This window comes from Streptomyces sp. NBC_00459 (assembly GCF_036013955.1).
GTDB lineage: Bacteria > Actinomycetota > Actinomycetes > Streptomycetales > Streptomycetaceae > Streptomyces.
This window is the reverse complement of the sequence record NZ_CP107903.1, coordinates 2,126,418-2,148,143: the sequence shown is the minus strand read 5'-3', so window position 1 is coordinate 2,148,143 and position 21,726 is coordinate 2,126,418. Positions and strand designations below refer to the sequence as shown.

Below are 21,726 nucleotides of genomic sequence, written 5' to 3'. Positions count from 1 at the left end.
GGGTGAAAGGGTTGAGGGGTGGGTGAGTTGGGGGGCTCAGACTCGGACGACCTGCGGGCCGCGCAGTGAGTAGCGGTGTGCTTCCGCCGTGGGCAGCAGGGTGCTCGTGACGATCGTGTCCAGGTCGCCGATCTCGGCGAACCGGCAGAAGCTGACCGCCCCGAACTTGGTGTGCACGCCCGCGAACACCGTGCGCCGCGAGGCCCGGATCGCCTGCGCCTTGACCTCGCTGACGGCGGGGTCGGGCGTGGTCAGGCCGTGTTCGCGGGAGATGCCGTTGGCGCCGATGTAGGCCAGGTCCAGGACGAAGCCGGCCAGCATCTTCGTCGTCCAGTGGTCGACCGTCGCGAGGGTGCCGGGGCGTACCCGGCCGCCGAGCAGCAGGACCGAGGTGTTCTCGGCCTCCGCGAGCGCGCCCGCGACGGGCAGGGACGCGGTGACCACGGTCAGCGGCCGGTCCCTGGGGAGTGCCTCGGCGATGAGCTGCGGGGTGAACCCCTCGTCGACGAAGACCGTCTCGGCGTCCCCGAGCAGTTCGGCCGCCGCGGCGGCGATCCGGCGCTTCTCGGGCACATGGCTGGTGGCGCGGAAGGCGAGCGTCGTCTCGAAACCGGCGCTCTCCACGGGATAGGCGCCGCCGTGGGTGCGGCGGACCAGGCCGTGGTCCTCCAGGGCGCGCAGATCGCGCCGTACGGTCTCCTTGGCCACGCCCAGATCGGCGGCGAGCGTGGTCACGTCGACCGAGCCGGTGGCGCGGGCGGCGCGCACGATGTGCCGCTGGCGGTCCTCCGCGGTTCCGGTCATGGGGTCACCCGCTTTCCTGCGCCGTCTGCCCGTTCGGGCCCTCGGGGGAAGTTGTACAGCGGGTGGGGTCCGGTGACGAGGTCTGTTGCGGGGGTGATAGTGACCGCGTGTGCCCGTTCGGGCGGGGTGCGCCTACTGGCTCGGTCGGTGCGGTCGTGTCGCGGCTGCCGGTTCGATGTGGCTGGTCGCGCAGTTCCCCGCGCCCCTGGAAGGGCGCTGCCGCGCCCGTTCGAAGGGCGCGGCAGTGGGGCCTTGTGTGCCCGAACAGGGCGGCGGGCGGCCCGTTCGGTGCCCGCCCGCCTCGGGAGTGCGCTCCGTGTGCTCAGTACGGCCAGATCGGCGGGTCGCTCACGAAGTGGCCGCCCAGGTGGGCGTGGCCCACGTTCTCCGGGTCGAGATCGCCCTGTTCGGCGATCAGCTTCTCGGCGTACGGCTCGGAGTCGTCCTGCGGTGCGTAGCCGAGTGCCCGCGCGGTGCCCAGGTCCCACCACAGGCGTGTGTTGGCGGAGGAGCCGTAGACGACGGTGTGACCGACCTCCTCGGCGGTCAGGGCCGCGTGGAGGAGGCGGGCGCCGTCGGCGGGGCTCATCCACAGCGACAGCATGCGCACGCTGGTCGGCTCGGGGAAGCAGGAGCCGATGCGGACGGAGACGGTCTCCAGGCCGTGCTTGTCCCAGTAGAGCTGGGCCAGGTCCTCGCCGAAGGACTTGGAGAGGCCGTAGAAGGTGTCCGGGCGGTGCGGGGTGTCGACCGGGATCAGGGGGTCGGCGCCCTGAGGGCGGGGGGTGAAGCCCACGGCGTGGTTCGAGGAGGCGAAGACGACGCGTCCCACGCCCTCCTCGCGCGCCGCCTCGTACAGGTTGTACGTGCCCTCGATGTTGGCCTTGAGGATCTTGTCGAAAGAGGACTCCAGCGAGATGCCGGCGAGGTGGACGATCGCGTCGACACCCCGCACGGCCTCGCGCAGCGCCGCCCGGTCGGTGAGGTCCGCGGTGATCGCGTCGGGTTCGCCCTCGATCGGGAGCAGGTCGAACAGGCGCAGTTCGTAGCCGTAGGACGGGAGCAGGTCCCGCATCAGGGTGCCGAGTCCGCCGGCGGCGCCGGTGAGCAGAACGGTGCGGGGAGCGGGCATCCTCGGGTCTCCTTGGGGCTTCCTGGAGGGGTCTCCTTGAGGCGAAGGCCGCATTTGTGTACGGCATTCACATCCATGGACACGCTATGGAGGGGTGACCGGTGTCGTCAAGTGTGACGCAGAGCTGCGGATTCTGTCTCCTGGTTGGCCGTCGGTCGGCTTGACCTGCCCTGTGGTGGGCCCTTAGCGTGAAAGTGTTCAGAAATGTAGACGTTAATCAGAAGCGTGCACGAATGCATGCCCAGGGAGAGCCCGTGACGCCAGCCCCCCTCGCCACCCGACTCACCGTCCCGAGCGGTCCGCTGTTCTTCCCCGTCACCGCGTACGGCCCCGACGGCTCGCTCGACCTCGACGTTTTCCGCACGCATGTACGCCGGGGTGTGGAGGCGGGAGCCGCAGCCGTCTTCGCGTGCTGCGGCACGGGGGAGTTCCACGCGCTGACGCCCGAGGAGTTCCAGGACTGCGTACGGGCGGCGGTGGAGGAGACGGCCGGGCGTGTGCCCGTGGTCGCGGGCGCCGGGTACGGCACCGCGCTCGCCGTGCGCTACGCGCGTCTCGCGGAGGAGGCCGGAGCCGACGGGCTGCTCGCCATGCCGCCCTATCTGGTCGTGGCCGGGCAGGAGGGGCTGCTGCGCCACTATCGGGAGTTGGCCGCCGCCACCGCCCTGCCGGTCATCGTCTACCAGCGCGACAACGCGGTGTTCACGCCCGAGACCGTCGTCGGGCTGGCGCGCACCGAGGGGATCATCGGGCTCAAGGACGGAGTCGGCGACCTGGACCTGATGCAGCGCATCGTGAGCGCCGTACGCACCGAGGTGCCCGGCGACTTCCTGTACTTCAACGGGCTGCCGACCGCGGAACTGACCGGGCTCGCCTACAAGGGCATCGGCGTCACCCTCTACTCGTCGGCCGTCTTCTGCTTCGCACCCGAGATCGCGCTCGCCTTCCACAGGGCACTCAACACCGGCGACGACGAGACCGTGAACCGGCTCGTGGACGGCTTCTACCGGCCGTTCGTCGAACTGCGGGCGCAGGGGCGCGGGTACGCCGTCTCGCTCGTCAAGGCAGGCGTGCGGCACGCCGGGCTCGACGTGGGGGAGGTCCGGCCGCCGCTGCACGAGCCGACCGAGGATCATGTGAAGCAGCTCGTGCGGCTCGTCGAGCGCGGCCACGCACTGCTGGAGGCCGGGTCCGGGCCCGCGGTCGTTGTCGGTTCCGAGTTCGAGGAGCGCGTGTGAAGGCGTCCGCATTCGTCTACCCCTGGGACGTCAACGGCGACCCCGGCGCCGCCCGCCGGATCGCCGCGCTCGGTGTGGAACAGGTGACCCTCGCCTCCGCCTACCACTCCACGCGCGCGTTGACCCCCCGTCACCCGCGCCACCGCATCGTCACCGCGGAGCACGCGGCCGTGCTGTACCCCACGGACCCCTCGGACGAGCGCTGGGCGGGCCGCGCACTGCGCCCCTACGCCGCCGGGGCATGGGCCCCCGGGGACGCGTACGGCGAGGCCGCCGAGGCCCTCGCCGACGCGGGCCTCGACGTGCACACCTGGGTCGTCCTCGCGCACAACTCCCGCCTGGGCGCCGACCATCCGGACACCTCGGTGGTCAACGCCTACGGGGACCGCTATCCGTGGGCGCCCTGCATCGCGCAGCCAGCCACGCGCGCGTACCTCGTCGATCTCGCCGCCGAGGCCGCCGTCCGGCCCGGGGCGAGCGGTACGGAACTGGAGTCCCTCGGCTGGTACGGGCTCACGCATCTGCACGCCCACGACAAGACCGGCGCCATCGGGCTCGGCGACGCCGGCCAGTACCTGATGGCCCTGTGCTTCTGCCCGTCCTGCCGGGCGGGGTACGGCGGTCAGGGCCTGGACCCCGACGAGCTGGCGGCGGCCGTACGTGCCGCGCTGGAGCCGCTCTGGCGGGGCGAGCCCGATCACGGGGGGTGGGCGGCGGTGGAGGAGGCCCTCGGCGAGAAGAAGGCGGCCCTCACACGCGCGTGGCGCGAGGAAACGGCACGAACGCTTCAGGAGGCTGCCGTCGCGGCGGTCCGGGCGGCGGCTCCGGCCGGCTTCCAGGTACTGCTGCACGCCGACCCCGTCTCCTACCACGTGGGCGCCAACCCGGGCGTGGACCCCGCGCACATCCTGTCCGTCGCGGACGGTGTGGTGGTGCCGTGCACGGGCGGAGCGGGTCTGCTGACGCCGTTCGCGGAGGCGGAGCGGGAGGGCGCCGTCCTGGCCGCCAACTTCGTCGTGGTCTCCGGGATGGGCGGCAGGCCCGGCACCCTCGCGGCGGACGCGGAGCGCGCGGCCGGGCTCGGGGCCACCGAACTGCGGCTCTATCACGCCGGGTTGGCGTCGGACGGCGACCTGGACGCGGTACGGGACGCACTGGCCGGGCGCTGAAGGAGCGGGAGCGCGGTCAGCAGCAGGGCGAGGGCACAGCCGACCAGAAGCACCCGGTGGTCGACGAGTTCGACCAGCGCCGCGCCCACGGCCAGCCCGATCGCCGTGGGCGCGAACATCAGGGTGTTGGCGGTCGCCGCGGCACTGCCGAGCAGTTCCTCCGGGGTCTCCCGCTGGACGGCGGTGAGGCCCGCGACCAGGACACACGGCAGGCCCGTCCCGACGGCCACGCCCGAGCCGAGGACCGCGAGGTCCGCCGGGACCGCCCGCAGTGCCATGGCGGCGCCGGTCAGGGCGATCCCGTACGCCGCGAACCGGCGCTCCCCGAGGCGCCGCAGCAGCGGACCCGAGGCCAGGCCGACCGCCACCGAGCCGACGCCCTGGAGGACGTACAGGGGACCGGCGTACGCGGGTGGGTGGCCGAGCCCCTCGATGACGGCGTAGAGGGTGGCGGCGCTCAGGCCCGACAGGAGCATCGTCGTGCCGCCCGCCAGGACGAGCGGGCGCAGCCGGTCGTGCCGCCACAGGAAGGCGGCGCCCTCGGTGGCCCGGGTGCGCGGGCCGGTCGTCGGGGGCGGCGGGGCGCTCTCGCGGCCGCGCAGACAGGCGTACAGGAGCGCGGCGAGGACGAACGTGACGGCGTCCAGGAGGGCCACGGCCGGGCCGCCGAACGCCGCGTAGATGCCCGCACCGGCCAGTGGGGCGATCAGCTTCATGCTCTCGGTCGCCGTCATGCGCAGGCCGTTGAAGTCGCCCAGAAGCGACTTGTCGACCGCCGTGGCGACCAGTGCCGCCTCGGCCGCGTCATGGACGACGCCTGCCGCGCCGTACACCAGCAGGACCACGAAGAGGATCCACACGCGGTCTGCGGAGTCGACCGCGAACAGGGCCGGCAGAAGTGCCGCGAGGGCCAGGTTCGTCCGGATCAGGAGGGTTCTACGGCGGGCGCGGTCGGCGAGCGTGCCCAGCACCGGGCCCGCCAGGCTCGGCGCCCACATCGCGAACAGGCAGAGCGCGGCCAGGCCGTCCGAACCGGTGAGGTCCTTGACCCAGATCCCGGACGCCAGCCACAGCGCCGACGTGCCGAAGCCGGAGACCACGACCCCGGCGAGACAGAGCCCGGCGTCGCGGTCCCTCAGGACACGCAGCACGGACCAATTTCGAGTCGTCATGCCTGGTCATCGTGGGGCTAAGGGGCGGGTGAGGGGATCGGGCAGGTGCCTTAGGAACGCGGACGCGGAGGGACGGGCGATGAGTTTCGCGTACGGCATCGGTCTACCGCCCGGAGTGCCGACCAGCCTTGAGGAGAAGCCGATGACCGACCAGACGACCCTCGACCTCGGACCGCAGGCCAGGACCGTGGCCCGGCTCGCCGAGCGGGTGACCGACCAGCAGCTCGCGGCCGGGACCGCGTGTCCGGCGTACGCCGTGCGCAATCTGCTGGGGCACGTCGCCGGGCTGTCCGTAGCCTTCCGTGACGCCGCGCGCAAGGACCTCGGCGCGACGACGGACACCGGCCCGGACTCCTCCGTGCCGGACATCGCGGCCGACTGGCGCGAGACCCTGCCGAAGGCGCTCGACGAACTCGCCGACGCCTGGCGCGACCCGGCCGCCTGGACCGGCGAGACCCGCGCCGGCGGTGTGACCCTGCCGGGCGCGGTCGCCGCGGCCGTCGCGGCCGACGAACTCGTCGTCCACGGCTGGGACCTGGCCCGCGCCACCGGGCAGGAGTACGAGCCCGATCCGGCCGCGGTGGAGGCGGCGTACGGTTTCCTGGCCGCCGCGGCCGAGCAGAACGGCGGGGACGGAATCTTCGGTCCGGTCGTCCCCGTGCCGGACGACGCGCCGCTGCTGGACCGGGTGATCGGGCTCAGCGGGCGGGATCCGGGGTGGACGGCGGCCTGACCGGGGGCGGGGACGGCCCCTGCCTGCACGGCCTCCGAATCCCCGTACGCCTGCCCGCGCCGCCCCGTACGCTCCCCGCATGCCCCTGAGCCTCACCGTCCTCGGCACCGCCTCTCCGCATCCCGAGCCGGGGCGCCCCTGCTCCGGCTATCTGGTGCGCGGCGGCGGTGCCGAGGTATGGGTGGACGCCGGGCCCGGCACCTTCGCGGAGTTGCAGAGGCACACCGATCCCGCACGGCTCACCGCGATCTGGATCTCCCATCTGCACGCCGACCACAACGCCGATCTGCTCGCCGCCGTGTACGGCTTCGCGTACGGCGGGCTCACCCCGCCCGCGCCGATTCCCGTCTACGCGCCGCGTGAGTGCGCGCGTCGGCTCGCCGGGTTCTTCGGGCAGCCCAACCTCGGCTTCCTGAGCGGAATCCTCGACTTCAGGCCGCTGTACGACGGCCACACCGTCCGGCACTGGAACCTGCGTCTGACGACCCGTGCCGTCTCCCACGGCATGGAGGCGTACGGGCTGCGTGCCGAGTCGCAGGGGAAAGTGCTCGCGTACTCCGGGGACACCGGACCCTGTGACGCGCTCGGTGAACTCGCCCGGGGCGCCGACCTGTTCCTGTGTGAGGCCGACATCGACAGGCATGGTGATGGCGATGGCGAACAGGTGCATCTGACACCGGAGGACGCCGGCGCGTACGCGAAGGGGGCGGCTTCGCTGCTCGTCACCCATGTCGGTCCCACGCTCACTCCCGACGCGGCCACCGACCGTGCCGCCGCCGTCTTCGGCGGGCCCACCGACACCGCGTACGAAGGCACCACGAAGCTCATCTGACCCACGCGGCGGCCCCCGAATCATGCGTCTTCTTTACTTTCTTTGTCGGAAGCGTTGACGAAACACGGCACCCCTCCTACCTTCAAGCCGTCGTACTTCGTACGTCATATATGAGACGCGATATGTGAGATCCGATACGCGAGATCTGATCCGATGGGTCAGGTCCGTCAAGATCCGAGAGGCACGCATGACCTCTGTGCCCACGCCGATCCCGTCCCGCACGCAGTTCGTGCTGGAGGGGATCAAACACCGCATCCTCACCGGGCAGTTGACGCCGGGTCAGGCCCTGGTCGAGACCGAGCTCGCCGCACAGTTCGGGGTGTCGAAGACCCCGGTGCGCGAGGCGCTCAAGACGCTGGCCGGAACCGGGCTCGTCGTGATGAACCAGTACAAGGGCGTCACGGTGCGCATGGTGGACGCGGACATGGCGCGCGAGGTCTACGACGTACGGCTGCTGCTGGAGCCGGAGGCCCTCAAGCGTTCCGTGCGCAGAGGAGCCTCGCTCGACGCCGCACGGGATGCGCTCACCCGGGCCGACGAGGCCACCGACACCGCCGAACGCTCCCTGGCCAACCGGGAGTTCCACCGCTCGCTGTACGTCCGGTGCGGCAATCCGCTGCTCGGCCGGATGCTCGACGAGGTGCGCGACCAGGCCGCCCTGGTCTCCGCCGTCGCCTGGGCCGCCAACCCCTCCTGGGAACGGGAGGCGGACGAGCACCGGGAGATCCTGCGGCTCGCCCTCGACGGTGACTCCGACGGCGCGGCGCGCGCCCTGCACGCCCATATCGAGTCGTTCGTGCAACGGGCCTTCCCCGCCGGGGAGTCCGAGGTCCAGGGAGAGGACGGTCAGTGATGAGCGGCGTGGCGTTCGAGGCCCAACGGGCGGCCCTGGCCGATGTGGTGGCGATCCCGGTGACTCCGTTCGCCGAGGACGGCACCGTCGACCGGCCCGCCCACCGGGCCCTGCTGCGCCGACTGGTCGACGGCGGCATCACCACCCTCACACCGAACGGCAACACGGGTGAGTTCTACACCCTGACCCCCGAAGAGCGGCGCCTCGTCACCGAGTTGACCGTCGACGAGGTCGGCGACCGGTCCGTGATCCTCGTCGGCGTCGGCCACGACGTACCGACCGCCGTGGCAGCCGCCCGGCACGCCCGGGACAGCGGGGCCGCGATGGTGATGGTCCATCAGCCCATCCACCCGTACGTCTCGGAGGGCGGCTGGGTCGACTACCACCGGGCCATCGCCGAGGCCGTGCCCGAACTCGGGGTCGTCCCGTACATCCGCAACGCCACGCTGAGCGGCCTCAGGCTCGCCGAGCTCGCCGATGTCTGCCCGAACGTCATCGGCGTGAAGTACGCCGTCCCCGATGCCGCTCGCTTCGCCGCCTTCGCGCGGGACGCCGGGCTCGAACGCTTCGTGTGGGTGGCCGGGCTCGCCGAGCCCTACGCGCCCTCCTACTTCTCGGCCGGCGCCACCGGCTTCACCTCCGGGCTGGTGAACGTCGCCCCGGCGGTCTCGCTGAACATGATCGAGGCGCTTCGGTCGGGGGACTTCCCGGGCGCCATGAAGGTCTGGGAGCAGATCCGCCGCTTCGAGGAGCTGCGCGGCGCGAACGCCTCCGCGAACAACGTGACCGTCGTCAAGGAGGCCCTCGCCTCACTCGGCCTGTGCCGCCGCGACGTCCGCCCGCCGAGCCGCGCGCTGCCCGAGGACGAGCGTGCCGAGATCGCCGAGATAGCCGCCGGATGGTCGATATGAAGCCCGACCGGGCGCGAAAGGCGCCGGAAGAGCTGAGAAGCCACCAGTGGTACGGCACCGACGGGCTGCGTTCCTTCAGTCACCGGGCCCGTACCCGTCAGCTCGGCTACCTCCCCGAGGAGCACCTCGGCAAGCCCGTCATCGCGATCCTCAACACCTGGTCGGACATCAATCCCTGTCATGTGCACCTCCGTGACCGGGCGCAGGCCGTGAAGCGGGGTGTCTGGCAGGCGGGCGGATTCCCCCTGGAGTTCCCGGTCTCCACACTCAGCGAGACCTTCCAGAAGCCGACCCCCATGCTCTACCGCAACCTCCTCGCCATGGAGACGGAGGAGCTGCTGCGTTCGTACCCGGTCGACGGAGCCGTCCTGATGGGCGGCTGCGACAAGTCCACGCCCGCCCTGCTCATGGGCGCCGCGTCCGTCGATCTGCCCGCGGTCTTCGTGCCCGCCGGGCCCATGCTGCCCGGGCACTGGCGCAACGAGATCCTCGGCTCCGGCACCGACATGTGGAAGTACTGGGACGACAAGCGTGCCGGGCTCATCGGTGACTGCGAGATGACGGAACTGGAGAGTGGGCTCGCCCGTTCCCCCGGGCACTGCATGACCATGGGGACGGCGTCCACGCTCACCGCCGCCGCCGAGGCACTCGGGGTGACCGTGCCGGGGGCGTCCAGCATCCCCGCCGTCGACTCCGGGCACGACCGGATGGCCGCCGCTTCGGGGATCAGGATCGTCGAACTGGTGCACCAGGACCGCAAGTTGAGCGACATCCTCACCGCCGACGCCTTCACCGACGCCGTCACCACCGTCCTCGGCCTCGGCGGCTCCACCAACGCCGTGATCCATCTGATCGCCATGGCGGGCCGGGCCGGCGTCCGGCTCACCCTCGACGACTTCGACCGCATCGCGCGGACCGTTCCGGTGCTGGCCAACGTACGGCCCGGCGGCCAGACGTACCTCATGGAGGACTTCCACTTCGCCGGCGGCCTGCCCGGGTTCCTCTCCCGGATCACCGACCTGCTGCATCTGGACCGGCCGACGGTCTCGTTCGACAGCATGCGCGAGCAGCTCGACGGCGCGCAGGTGCACAACGACGAGGTGATCCGCCCGCGCGACAAGCCGGTCGCGAACGAGGGCGGGGTCGCCGTCCTGCGCGGCAACCTCTGTCCTGACGGTGCGGTCATCAAGCACATCTCCGCCGAGCCGCACCTGCTCAAGCACACCGGTCGCGCGGTTGTCTTCGACGACTACCGGACCATGCAACGCACCATCAACGACCCGGAGTTGGGCATCACCGCCGACACGGTCCTGGTGCTGCGCGGCTCCGGTCCCAAGGGCGGCCCGGGCATGCCCGAGTACGGGATGCTGCCCATCCCCGACCACCTGCTCAAGCAGGGCGTGCGGGACATGGTGCGGATCTCCGACGCCCGGATGAGCGGGACCAGTTACGGCACATGCGTGCTGCACGTGGCACCCGAGTCGCATGTCGGCGGGCCGCTCGCGCTCGTCCGCACCGGCGACACCATCACCCTTGACGTCGAGCAGCGGTCGCTTCGACTCAACGTGGACGACGACGAGTTGGCGCGCAGGCGGGCGGAGTGGACGCCGCCGGCCGAACGGTACGAGCGCGGTTACGGCGCGCTCTACAACGAGCAGATCACGCAGGCCGACACCGGCTGCGACTTCGAGTTCCTGGCCAGGCCGGGCAAGGTGCGCGACCCGTACGCGGGCTGACCGCGGAGCCCGACAGCGCACACCCCTGCACAAGGAGAAAGCGCTTCCCGAACGACGCAGGCACAACGCACGCACGACGTACCGAGAACGGAGAACAGTCATGGCCCAAGCCGCAGTCGTGGCGAAACCGCCCGCGCCTCCCCGGCGGCGGCGTGCCTCCGCGACGCCGCGAAGGCTCCCCTATCTGCTGATCGCACCGGCAGCCCTGCTCATGGTGGGCTTCATCGCCTACCCGGTCATCAGCGTCTTCTACTACAGCCTGCAGAACTTCAACCCCACCAAGCCGTGGCGCAACGGCTTCGCGGGTTTCGACAACTTCACGCACGCCTTCACCGACGACCCCCAGTTCTGGGACACGCTGGTCTTCAGCGGTAAGTGGGTCGTCGTCGAGGTCGGCCTGCAGCTGATGTTCGGTCTGGCGCTCGCGCTGATCGTCAACCAGACCTTCGTGGGGCGGTCGATCGGCCGCGCGCTGGTCTTCTCGCCCTGGGCCGTCTCGGGCGTGCTCACCTCCGCGATCTGGGTACTGCTCTACAACTCCCAGACAGGCATCACCCGTTACCTCGCCGACGCGGGCATCGGAACGTACGGCACCAGCTGGCTGTCGGACACCTCCACCGTGTTCCCGGCGGCGATCGTCGCCGACCTGTGGAGAGGCGTGCCCTTCTTCGCCATCCTCATCCTCGCCGACCTCCAGTCCGTCTCGAAGGACCTGTACGAGGCCGCCGAGGTCGACGGCGCCAGCCGGATCAAGCAGTTCTGGCACATCACACTGCCGCACCTCAAGGACGCCATCGTCCTGTCCACGCTGCTGCGCGCGGTCTGGGAGTTCAACAACGTCGACCTCCTCTACACCCTCACGGGCGGCGGACCGGCCGGCGAGACCACGACACTCCCGCTCTACATCGCCAACACCAGCGTCGACGCCCATAACTTCGGCTACGCGTCGGCCCTCACCACGGTCGCGTTCGTGATCCTGCTCTTCTTCTCGATCGTCTACCTGCGGCTGAGCAAGTTCGGAGGGGAGAACAAGTGATCACCAAGGAAGCCACCGTGATCGTGCCCACGCCCGTGGACGACGTTCCCGAGCCGCCGCGCCCGACCAGGAAGCAGCGACGCGCCTGGGACGAGGCCCCGCGCTGGCAGATCTACCTGCCCCTCGGGATCTACCTCGTCTTCACCCTCATCCCCTTCTACTGGATCCTCCTCTTCGCGCTGCGTCCGGCCGGTTCGACCTCCCTGGTCCCCTGGCCGATGACCTTCGACCACTTCGACAAGGTGTGGACCGAGCGGGCCTTCGGCACGTACTTCGAGAACAGCATCCTCGTCGGCCTCGCCACGCTGGTGATGACGACGCTCGTCGCCCTCGCCGGCGGCTACGCCCTCGCCCGCTTCGACTTCAAGGTCAAGCGCGCCTTCATGCTGGCCCTGCTCTGCTCCCAGTTCGTGCCGGGCGCCCTGCTGTTGGTGCCGCTGTTCCAGATCTTCGCCCAGCTCCAGATGATCAACTCACTGGGCGCGGTCATCATCGCCGAGACGGTCTTCCAGCTCCCGCTGTCGATGATCCTCATCAGCGGCTTCATCAAGAACGTGCCGTACACCCTGGAAGAGGCCGCCTGGGTCGACGGCTGCAACCGCTTCACCGCGTTCCGCATCGTCGTACTGCCGTTGCTGCGGCCCGGGTTGATCGCCGTCGGCTCCTTCGCCTTCGTGCACTCCTGGAACCACTTCCTGTTCGCCCTGATGTTCCTCAGCGACCAGGGCAAGCAGACCATCCCGGTCGGCCTCAACACCCTGATGAGCGCGGACAGCGTCGACCTGGGCGCCCTCGCGGCGGGCGGCATCATCGCCGCCGTACCCGTGGTCATCGTCTTCGCCTTCATCCAGAAGTGGCTGATCACCGGCTTCAGCGCGGGGGCGGTGAAGGGATGAGACGCCTTCTCCAGGTCGCCGCCACCATCGGCCTGTTGGGTGCCGTCCTGAGCACCCCGGCCGGTGCCGATGCCCGTGACATCAGCCGCGACACCCTGCCCGCGAACGACGGCTGGGCCGCCGCCGACGGCGGCACCACCGGCGGCGCGGCGGCGGACGACGCCCACGTGTTCACCGTACGCAGCCGCGCCGAACTCGTCCGCGCCCTCGCCGGCGGCAGCGCCACCCCGAAGATCATCCGGGTCGCGGGGACGATCGACGCCAACACGGACGACGATGGCGCTCACCTGGGCTGCCGCGACTACGCGGACGGCACCGGCTACACCGTGAAGAAGTACCTCGCCGCGTACGACCCCCGCACCTGGGGTTCCACCAGGCCGAGCGGCACGCAGGAGGAGGCCAGGCAGGTCGCGGCGGCCCGGCAGGCCGAGCGGGTCGTGCTGCCCGTCGGGTCCAACACGACCATCGTCGGGCTCGGTTCGGGCGCCGTCCTCAAGGGGGCGAGCCTCCAGGTCAGGAACGCGGACAACGTGATCGTCCGCAACCTCGAACTCCGGGACGCCTACGACTGCTTCCCCGTCTGGCAGCCCAACTCCGGTGGCCTGGGCGACTGGAAGACGGCCTACGACACCATCTGGCTGAACGGCGCCACCCATGTGTGGGTCGACCACGTCACCGCCTCCGACAAGGGCCACCCCGACGCCGACGAGCCCACCTACTTCGCCCGCAACTACCTGCGCCACGACGGCCTGTTGGACATCACCAACGCCTCCGACCTGGTCACCGTCTCCTGGAGCCGGTTCGCCGACCACGACAAGGCGATGCTCATCGGCAGCGGCGACACGGCCACCGGTGACCGCGGGAGACTCCGCGTCACCCTGCACCACAACGAGTTCCGCTCGGTGACCCAGCGCGCCCCGCGCGTCCGCTTCGGACAGGTGCACGTCTACAACAACCGCTACCTGGTCGACCACGGCGACGACTACCGCTACTCCCTCGGCGTCTCCACCGAGTCCGCCGTGTACGCCGAGAACAACGCCTTCACCACCCCGGGGCACGTCGAGGCCTCCGACCTGGTCAAGAGCTGGAACGGCACCGCCCTGCACCAGACCGGCACCCTCTTCAACGGCTTCCCGGTCGATCTTCTGACCATCTACAACGCCTACAACTCGGGCAGCGAGCGCGATCTCACGGCCGACGTCGGCTGGACGCCTACCCTGCACACAAAGATCGACAGCGCCGACACGGCCGACCGAGAGGTGGCACGCGGCGCGGGCGCAGGGAGGCTCACATGAACACGACACGGACGACCACTCGGCTGGTCACCCCGGTTCCGGTAGTTCTCGCGGGAGCACGCGGGCACGGGCACTGGCACCTGGCGAACATCCGCCGGCTCCAGGACAAGGGGCTCGTACGCCTGGCAGGCGTCTGCGAGCTGACCCCGCTGACCGACGAGGAGCTGGAGGGCCTCGGCACGCCCGAGCAGTCCGCCGACTTCGGCGCGCTCCTCGACTCCACGGGCGCCGCCATCGCCGTGATCTGCACGCCGATCCCCACCCACACCGACCTCGCGCTGATCGCCGCCGCCAAGGGCGTGCACCTGCTGCTGGAGAAGCCGCCGGCGCCCTCGTACGCGGAGTTCCGCCGGATGGCCGACGGGGTCGCGGCGGCCGGGGTCGCCTGCCAGATCGGGTTCCAGTCGCTGGGCTCGCACGCCCTGCCCGCGATCCGGGAACTGGTCTCCGAGGGCGCCATCGGCACGGTGACCGGCGTCGGCGGGGCGGGCGCGTGGGCGCGCGACGAGGCGTACTACCGGCGTGCGCCCTGGGCGGGCAAGCGCAGGCTGAACGGCGTGGACGTCATCGACGGCGCTCTCACCAACCCGCTCGCGCACGCCGTCGCCACCGGACTCGCCCTCGCCGGCAGCACCCGCGCCGAGGACGTCACCGGTATCGAGACCGAGCTGTTGCGCGCCAACGACATCGAGTCCGACGACACCTCGTGCGTCCGCGTCTCCACCACGAACGGCGTCCCGGTCACCGTCGCCGCCACCCTGTGCGCCGAGCACCCGGACGACCCGTACGTCCTCGTGCACGGCACCAGCGGCCGGATCACCTTCTGGTACAAGCAGGACCGGGTCCTCCTCCAGCGCTCCGGACACGGCCCGGAGGAGTACGAGTACGACCGCACCGACCTGCTGGAGAACCTCGTCGACCATCTCACCGAGGGTGCCGAACTGCTGGTGGTGCCCGATGTGACCGGTGCGTTCATGCGGGTCGTGGAGGCGATCCGTCAGGCTCCCGACCCGGCCGAACTCCCCTCGGACGCGTGGGAGTTCGCGCCCGGCGAGGATCGCCGCCGAGTGGTCCCCGGTATCGACGGCCTTGTCGCCGCGGCCGCCGACACCCTCTCCCTCTACTCCGAGCTGGGCGCCTCCTGGGCGCTCCCGAAAGAGGTGAGCACCTGATGAACCAGATGCCCAACGAGTCGCTCGTCCTGCGGGTCGCGGGCCGCCCGGTCGGCCGCTACACCGGCCGGCCGGAGCTGCCGCTCCGCCACGCGCCCCGCCCGTATCTGCACCCCGTCACCACCCTGGCCGGCACCGCTGTCACCGAGCTCAGCCCCGCCGACCACACCCACCACCTCGGCGTCGGTGTCGCCATACCCGACGTCGAGGGGAACAACTTCTGGGGCGGGCGCACCTACGTACGGGACCAGGGGCCGACCGAGCTGGACAACCACGGTGCCCAGCGGCACACCGCCTACCAGCTCCGCGACCCCGACGGCTTCGTCGAGGAACTGCGCTGGATGGTCGGCGGCGGCGAGCTGCTGCGCGAGCGCCGAACGGTCGCCGCCACCGAACTCACCGGCTCCGCCTGGGCGTTGGACTTCACCTTCTCCCTCACCAATATCACCACCGGCCCCCTCTCCATCGGCAGCCCGGCCACCAACGGCCGCCCCGGCGCGGCCTACGGCGGCTTCTTCTGGCGGGCGCGCAAGGAGGCCGGCACTCCCGACGTCTTCACGGCCGCCACCGAGGGCGAGTCGTCGGTCCACGGCACCCGCGCCGACTGGCTAGCGCTGGCGGGTACCAACTGGACGCTCGTCTTCGCCGGCGCCACCGAACAGACGCGCCGTGACCCGTGGTTCGTCCGGGCCGAGGAGTACCCGGGGGTCGGCTCGTCGCTCGCCTTCGACGAGCGGCTGCCGATCGGTGCGGGCGAGACCGTCGTACGCCGGATCGTCACGGTCGTCGCCGACGGGCGCCTCGACCGGGGCGAGGCCGCGGCTCTCGTACGGAAGGCGGTGAGCCCGTGATCACCGGTGCCGATCTCGGCGACGGGACCTATCGCAACCCGGTCCTGAACGCCGACTGGTCCGACCCGGACGTCGTCCGTGTCGGCGACGACTTCTACCTCACCGCGTCCAGCTTCGGCCGGGCTCCCGGTCTGCCGCTCCTGCACTCCCGTGACCTCGTCAACTGGACCCTCGTCGGCCATGCCCTCGAACGCCTGCAACCGGCAGGCGAGTTCAGGGTCCCGCGGCACGACTGCGGTGTCTGGGCACCTTCGCTCCGGCACCACGACGACCGGTTCTGGATCTTCTGGGGCGACCCCGACCACGGCATCTTCCAGATCAACGCCCCGGCGATACGCGGCCCTTGGACCAGCCCGCACCTGGTCAAGGAGGGCAAGGGACTCATCGACGCGTGTCCGCTGTGGGACGAGGAGACCGGCGAGGCGTATCTCGTGCACGCCTGGGCCAAGTCCCGTTCGGGCATCAAGAACCGGCTCACCGGCCACCGAATGCACCCCGAGGGCACGGGACTTCTGGACGAGGGCAAGGTGATCGTCGACGGCGACCGCATCCCCGGCTGGTTCACCCTTGAGGGCCCGAAGCTCTACCGGCACGACGGCTGGTTCTGGATCCTGGCACCCGCCGGGGGAGTGGAGACCGGCTGGCAGGGCGCCCTCCGCTCCCGTGACTTCTTCGGCCCGTACGAGGAGCGGATCGTCCTGGAGCAGGGGGACACCGACGTCAACGGCCCCCACCAGGGCGGCTGGGTCCGCACGTCGGCCGGCGAGGACTGGTTCCTCCACTTCCAGCAGCGCGGCCCGTACGGCCGTGTCGTGCACCTCCAGCCGATGAGCTGGGGCGAGGAAGGCGCGGACGGCTGGCCCGTCGTGGGCGATGCCGGCGCCCCCGTCGCCGTACACCGCAAGCCCGATCTGCCGGTGCAGCCGCCCGCCTCGCCCGCCACCGACGACGACTTCCCCGGCGGACGGTACGGCCGGCAGTGGCAGTGGACGGCCAACCCGCAGGACGGCTGGGCCACCCAGCACTCGGGCGACGGGCTACGGCTGACCTGTGTACGTAGTGCCGACGCTCATGACCTGCGCAAACTCCCGAGCATCCTCACCCAGCGGCTGCCCGGCGCCGAATGCGTGGTCGAGGTGGAGCTGAGGCTCGACAGCGAGGAGCCGGGCGCCCGGGCCGGGCTCGCCGTGCTGGGCGACTCCTTCGGCTGGATCGGCCTGGAGCGTGCGGACGACGGGACGGTTCGGCTCGTCCACCGGTTCGCGGAGTCCGTCGCCAAGGGGGAGCGGGACGCCGGTCATCCGCGGGTGGCCCCCGAGGGGCGGGTCCGGCTGCGGATCGGGATCGGGGCGGGGGCGCGCTGCCGGTTCGCCTACGACCTCGGTGCCGGGGACGGCTGGGAGCCGTCCGGGCCGGTGTTCGCGGCCACCCCCTGGCGCTGGGTCGGCGCCTTGCTCGGCCTCTTCGCACTCGCGCCCGTCGGCGGGGGACACGCCGGCGCGGCCACGTTCACGCAGTTCAGAGTCGTATCTCCATAACTGACCTTATTCGTATGCCTGTTGGGAGCCGCAATGACGCACTTCCCTAGCAAGCGCTTACCGGGCGCCGGTGGCCCGGTCGCCGCCGGCAGAACCCTGGCGACCGTGGTGGCTCTGGTGGCCGCTCTGGCCCTCGGTGCGGCCGGTGAAGCGACGGCAGTCACCTCCGTGACGGCCGCTTCCTCCACGGCCGAGGGCACCGCGACGGCGGCCCCCCGTTGGACCGACCGGGCCCACGGTTTCGCCTCCCTGGCCGGTGGTACCTCCGGCGGTGCGGGCGGGAAGGTCGTCACGGTCACCGACCAGGCCTCGCTGGTCAGGTACGCGGCGGCCGAGGAGCCGTACGTCATCCGGGTCGCGGGCTCGATCGCCGTGGCGCCCTTCGGATCGGACGTCGTCGTCACCTCGAACAAGACGATCATCGGCGTCGGAGACACCGGTGAGATCGTCCACGGCGAGCTGCACCTCAACCCCGGCACCAGCAACGTCGTCATCCGCAATCTGACGATCCGCGACTCGTACGTCGAGGGCGACTGGGACGGCAAGACGACCGACTTCGACGCCATCCAGATGGACACCGTCGACCACGTCTGGATCGACCACAACCGCTTCACGCACATGGGCGACGGGCTGCTCGACATCCGCAAGGACAGCCAGTACATCACCGTCTCCAACAACCAGTTCGCCAACCACAACAAGGCGTTCGGGATCGGCTGGACGCCCAACGTGCTCACCCAGATCACCATCGACCACAACTGGTTCACCGGCACGAAGCAGCGCAACCCTTCCGCCGACAACTGCGCCTACGCGCACCTCTACAACAACTACGTCTCGGCACAGGTCTCGGACGGCGATCCCGTCTGGACGTACGGGAACTGGTCGCGCGGCAGAACGAAGATGGTCATCGAGAACAGCTACTACGACGGCGTCCAGCACCCCTACCAGGCCGACGCCACCGCCGAGTTGGTGCAGCGCGGGTCGATCCTGAGGAACGTCAGCGGACGGCAGGACGCATGGGGCAGCGCCTTCGACCCCCGTGACTTCTACGCCTACCGGCTGGACCGGGCCGCCGCCGTACCCGCGCTGGTCAAGCGCTTCTCCGGGCCGCAGCAGCGGATCGGCGCCGCGGTGACGCTCCATGTCCCCGCCGACTACCCGACCGTCCAGGCCGCCGTCGACGCCGTGCCCACCGGTAACGCCAGTCGGGTGACCATCGCCGTCGCGCCGGGAACGTACCGCGAGAAGGTCTTCATCCCGGCCGGCAAGTCGAACATCCTGCTCCAGGGGACCGGCCGGAACCGCTCCGACACCGTCATCGTCTTCAACACACCCGCCGAGTACGGCGGTTCGACGGGAAGCGCCACCGTCCGCATCGCCGCGAGCGACGTCACCGCCCGCAACCTCACCTTCAGCAACGACTTCGACGAGGCCGCGGTCGAGCTGAAGGGTGAGCAGGCGCTCGCGATGAAGACGACCGGCGACCGCATCGTCTTCGAGAACACCGCCTTCCTCGGCAACCAGGACACCCTGATGACCGACAGCCCCAAGCTGGACGTGATCAGCCGGGTCTACGTCCGCGACTCGTACATCGAGGGCGACGTCGACTTCATCTACGGGCGCGCCACGACCGTCATCGAGCGGTCGGTGATCCGCGCACTGAGCCGCGGTTCCACCACCAACAACGGCTACATCACGGCCGCTTCGACCTGGACGGGCAATCCGTACGGCTTCCTGATCACCCGCTCCAAGGTGGTCAGCGACGCGCCCGCCGGCTCCTTCCACCTCGGCCGGCCCTGGCACCCGGGCGGCGAGCCCAACGCCGTGGCCCAGGTCCTGTTCCGGAACACCGAGTTGCCCGCCGCGGTCAAGGCCTCGCCGTGGACCGACATGAGCGGCTTCTCGTGGAAGGACGCCCGCTTCACCGAGTACCGGACCTACGGTCCCGGTGCCCAAGTGACCGCCGACCGGCCCCAGATGAGCGAGGCCGACGCGATCACGCACACCGTGGCCGACTACCTGAACGGTACGGATGGCTGGGCCCCCTACGCCCGCCGCTGACCCCCCACAACTTCATAGTTCCGATTGATCCAGAAGAGAGAGTGCCGACCAATGAAGATCAGCATCCGCAGAAGCAGGCGCGCGGCCATCGCCGTGGCCCTGGGATCCGTGCTCGCCCTGACCGCCACCGCCTGCGGTGACGACGGCAGCGGAGCGGGCGGGGACAAGGGCAACGAGGGCTCGGGCAAGGGCCAGATCACCTTCTGGGACAACAACGGCGGTGTGCGTACCGACGTCTGGAAGGAGATCATCGCCGACTTCGAGAAGGCCAACCCCGACATCAAGGTCAAGTACGTCGGGATACCGTCCGACAGCATCCAGTCCAAGTACGACACCGCGATCCAGGGCGGCGGCCTGCCCGACGTCGGCGGGGTCGGCGCGGCCATGCTCGCCGGCGTCGCCGCTCAGAACGCCCTGGAGCCCCTGGACGCCCGGCTCAAGGGCAGTTCGCTGAACGGCAAGCTGACCCCGGGCATGATCGACAGCGTGCGCAGCGCGGGCGGCGGCGACGAACTGTTCACCATTCCGACCTCCGCGAACAACGGCACGCTCTGGTACCGCACCGACCTGTTCGAGGCGGCGAAGCTGGACCCGCCGACGACCTGGTCGAAGTTCTACGCCGCCGCCGACAAGCTCACCGACGCGAGCAAGAACAAGTTCGGGTACACCATTCGCGGCGGTGAGGGGTCCATCGCCCAGGCGCTGGACGCGATGTACGGGCAGTCCGGCATCACGTCGTTCTGGAAGGACACGAAGACCACCGTCAACGACCCGAAGAACGTCGAGGCGCTGGAGAAGTACACGGCGCTGTTCAAGAAGGACACGCCGTCCGCCGACGTCAACAACGACTTCAAGAAGATGGTCGCCCAGTGGGACAGCGGCGACATCGGCATGCTGAGCCACAACCTCGGCTCCTACCAGGACCACCTGAAGGCGCTGAAGGGCAAGTTCCGGGGAATTCCGAACCCGACGCAGGACGACGGAACGCGGGTTCAGGTCTCCAACCCCGTTGACGGGCTCGGCCTGTTCAAGTCCAGCAAGAACAAGACGGCCTCGTGGAAGTTCATCGAGTTCGCCGTCTCGCACGCGTCCAACAGCAAGTGGAACGAGTCCGCCGGCGCCATTCCGTCCAACACGGAGGCGGCGAAGGACGCGTGGATCCAGTCGGCGGAGGCGACGAAGCTGGCGGCCGAGTCGCTGAACAGCGGCACGATCAAGATCGTCCAGCTGCCGTACTACCTGCCCGACTGGAACACGATCTCGAAGGCGGACAACGAGCCGAACTTCCAGAAGGTGCTGCTGAAGAAGATGAGTGCGAAGGAATTCCTGGACACGCTGGCCGAGCAGCTCAATGCTGCGCAGGCCGAGTGGAATGAGCAGATGGGTTAGGTCGCTTTCCGGCCGCGGGTCCGCCGTGGCCTGTCGCGCAGTTCCCCGCGCCCCTAAAAACAGGGGCGCGGGTGCCCGACTCCTCTCGAAAGGCACAACGTCGTGTCTCTTAGCCGTAGGCAAATGACCGTGGCTGCTCTTGGCGCTGTTCCTCTTGTCGCCGCGTCCTCCGGGAGCGCCTCGGCGTATTCCGGTCGCCGTTGCCGCACTCTCTATATCGCCGGTGATTCCACCGCCGCCCAGAAATACGCTGACGCCGCTCCGGAGACCGGGTGGGGAATGGCACTTCCCTTCTTTCTTCGGAAGGATCTGGTTGTCGCCAATCACGCGGTGAACGGGCGTAGTTCCAAGAGCTTCTTCGACGAAGGGCGCCTTGACGTCATTCTCGATGTCATCGCCCCGGGTGACTTCATGATCATCCAGTTCGGGCACAACGACGAGAAGAGCGCCGACCCCGTCCGTTACACCGAGCCCTGGACCACGTACCAGGACCATCTGCGGCTGTACATCGACGGGGCGCGGGCCCGGGGTGCCCGGCCGGTGCTCGCCACCTCCGTCGAGCGGAGAAAGTTCGACGCGAGCGGCAACGCGGTGCCGACCCACGGCGACTACCCGGCGGCGATGCGTGCGCTCGCCGAGGAGGAGCACGTGGCGCTGCTCGACATCCAGGCCCTGTCGATCGCGCTCTGGCAGGAGTTGGGGGTCGAGGAGACGAAGAAGTACTTCAACTGGACAGCGACCGAGCAGGACAACACGCACTTCAACCCGCCGGGAGCCATCGCCGTGGCCAGGCTCGTCGCCGCCGGGCTGGTGCAACGCCGGGTGCTGGCGCGCCGGGACGTGCGCCGCCTCGACGACGTGATCCCGGAGTCCTGGATCACCTGGCCGTCGGCCACCGCGTAGCCGCTTCC

At 70.2% G+C, this 21,726-nt stretch carries 19 protein-coding genes; 16 read left to right on the top strand and 3 right to left on the bottom strand.

The genetic code is table 11. The features are described 5' to 3' along the window. Positions 1–36: 36 nt before the first annotated feature. Positions 37–804, bottom strand: a complete 768-nt coding sequence (locus OHN74_RS09320) for a DeoR/GlpR family DNA-binding transcription regulator (protein WP_327694055.1) — start codon at positions 802–804, stop codon at positions 37–39. A gap of 322 nt (positions 805–1,126) precedes the next feature. Further along, positions 1,127–1,936, bottom strand: coding sequence for an NAD-dependent epimerase/dehydratase family protein (locus OHN74_RS09315; RefSeq protein ID WP_327694054.1), 810 nt, complete (start codon positions 1,934–1,936; stop codon positions 1,127–1,129). A gap of 254 nt (positions 1,937–2,190) precedes the next feature. Here OHN74_RS09315 and OHN74_RS09310 point away from each other — a divergent pair, with 254 nt between their 5' ends. Beyond that, positions 2,191–3,174: a 5-dehydro-4-deoxyglucarate dehydratase gene (locus OHN74_RS09310; protein WP_327694053.1), complete on the top strand. Its 984-nt coding sequence runs from the start codon at positions 2,191–2,193 to the stop codon at positions 3,172–3,174. Further along, a complete protein-coding gene (locus tag OHN74_RS09305; RefSeq protein WP_327694052.1) occupies positions 3,171–4,343 on the top strand; it encodes a hypothetical protein in 1,173 nt (390 codons plus the stop codon). Before OHN74_RS09310 ends, OHN74_RS09305 begins: the two co-directional genes overlap by 4 nt. Here OHN74_RS09305 and OHN74_RS09300 read toward each other — a convergent pair. Further along, the gene (locus OHN74_RS09300; RefSeq protein WP_327694051.1) at positions 4,280–5,515 is read right to left on the bottom strand and encodes an MFS transporter; all 1,236 of its coding nucleotides are present in this window, start codon (positions 5,513–5,515) and stop codon (positions 4,280–4,282) included. The two genes, OHN74_RS09305 and OHN74_RS09300, sit on opposite strands and share 64 nt — an antisense overlap. A 142-nt stretch (positions 5,516–5,657) precedes the next feature. Here OHN74_RS09300 and OHN74_RS09295 point away from each other — a divergent pair, with 142 nt between their 5' ends. The 14 genes from OHN74_RS09295 to OHN74_RS09230 all read left to right on the top strand — a co-directional run bounded on the left by OHN74_RS09295 (position 5,658) and on the right by OHN74_RS09230 (position 21,718). Next, positions 5,658–6,248, top strand: coding sequence for a TIGR03086 family metal-binding protein (locus OHN74_RS09295; RefSeq protein WP_327700052.1), 591 nt, complete (start codon positions 5,658–5,660; stop codon positions 6,246–6,248). 79 nt (positions 6,249–6,327) lie between these two features. Then, on the top strand, positions 6,328–7,080 hold the full coding sequence (locus OHN74_RS09290) for an MBL fold metallo-hydrolase (RefSeq protein ID WP_327694050.1): 753 nt from the start codon (positions 6,328–6,330) through the stop codon (positions 7,078–7,080). Between the two features lie 187 nt (positions 7,081–7,267). Beyond that, positions 7,268–7,933, top strand: a complete 666-nt coding sequence (locus tag OHN74_RS09285) for a GntR family transcriptional regulator (RefSeq protein ID WP_327694049.1) — start codon at positions 7,268–7,270, stop codon at positions 7,931–7,933. Continuing rightward, positions 7,933–8,844, top strand: coding sequence for a dihydrodipicolinate synthase family protein (locus OHN74_RS09280; RefSeq protein WP_327694048.1), 912 nt, complete (start codon positions 7,933–7,935; stop codon positions 8,842–8,844). Before OHN74_RS09285 ends, OHN74_RS09280 begins: the two co-directional genes overlap by 1 nt. Further along, positions 8,832–10,580 carry an L-arabinonate dehydratase gene (gene araD / locus OHN74_RS09275; protein ID WP_443060360.1) on the top strand — a complete coding sequence of 583 codons (1,749 nt, stop codon included), beginning with the start codon at positions 8,832–8,834 and terminating at the stop codon, positions 10,578–10,580. The genes OHN74_RS09280 and araD overlap by 13 nt, the downstream gene beginning before the upstream one ends. Positions 10,581–10,680: 100 nt before the next feature. Then, positions 10,681–11,616: a carbohydrate ABC transporter permease gene (locus OHN74_RS09270; protein WP_327694047.1), complete on the top strand. Its 936-nt coding sequence runs from the start codon at positions 10,681–10,683 to the stop codon at positions 11,614–11,616. Continuing rightward, positions 11,613–12,512, top strand: a complete 900-nt coding sequence (locus OHN74_RS09265) for a carbohydrate ABC transporter permease (RefSeq protein ID WP_371659093.1) — start codon at positions 11,613–11,615, stop codon at positions 12,510–12,512. Before OHN74_RS09270 ends, OHN74_RS09265 begins: the two co-directional genes overlap by 4 nt. Then, a complete protein-coding gene (locus OHN74_RS09260) occupies positions 12,509–13,807 on the top strand; it encodes a pectate lyase family protein (RefSeq protein WP_327694046.1) in 1,299 nt (432 codons plus the stop codon). The genes OHN74_RS09265 and OHN74_RS09260 overlap by 4 nt, the downstream gene beginning before the upstream one ends. Continuing rightward, complete coding sequence (locus OHN74_RS09255) at positions 13,804–14,979, top strand: Gfo/Idh/MocA family protein (RefSeq protein WP_327694045.1); 1,176 nt, start codon at positions 13,804–13,806, stop codon at positions 14,977–14,979. The genes OHN74_RS09260 and OHN74_RS09255 overlap by 4 nt, the downstream gene beginning before the upstream one ends. After that, positions 14,979–15,830, top strand: a complete 852-nt coding sequence (locus OHN74_RS09250; RefSeq protein ID WP_327694044.1) for a PmoA family protein — start codon at positions 14,979–14,981, stop codon at positions 15,828–15,830. The genes OHN74_RS09255 and OHN74_RS09250 overlap by 1 nt, the downstream gene beginning before the upstream one ends. Continuing rightward, positions 15,827–17,368: a glycoside hydrolase family 43 protein gene (locus tag OHN74_RS09245; protein ID WP_327694043.1), complete on the top strand. Its 1,542-nt coding sequence runs from the start codon at positions 15,827–15,829 to the stop codon at positions 17,366–17,368. The genes OHN74_RS09250 and OHN74_RS09245 overlap by 4 nt, the downstream gene beginning before the upstream one ends. Before the next feature lie 33 nt (positions 17,369–17,401). Then, entirely contained in the window at positions 17,402–19,426 is a 2,025-nt protein-coding gene (locus OHN74_RS09240) for a pectinesterase family protein (RefSeq protein ID WP_327694042.1), read from the top strand. 51 nt (positions 19,427–19,477) lie between these two features. Beyond that, entirely contained in the window at positions 19,478–20,815 is a 1,338-nt protein-coding gene (locus OHN74_RS09235) for an ABC transporter substrate-binding protein (protein WP_327694041.1), read from the top strand. Positions 20,816–20,917: 102 nt separating this feature from the next. Next, positions 20,918–21,718, top strand: coding sequence for a rhamnogalacturonan acetylesterase (locus OHN74_RS09230; protein ID WP_327694040.1), 801 nt, complete (start codon positions 20,918–20,920; stop codon positions 21,716–21,718). The last annotated feature ends 8 nt before the right edge of the window (positions 21,719–21,726 follow it).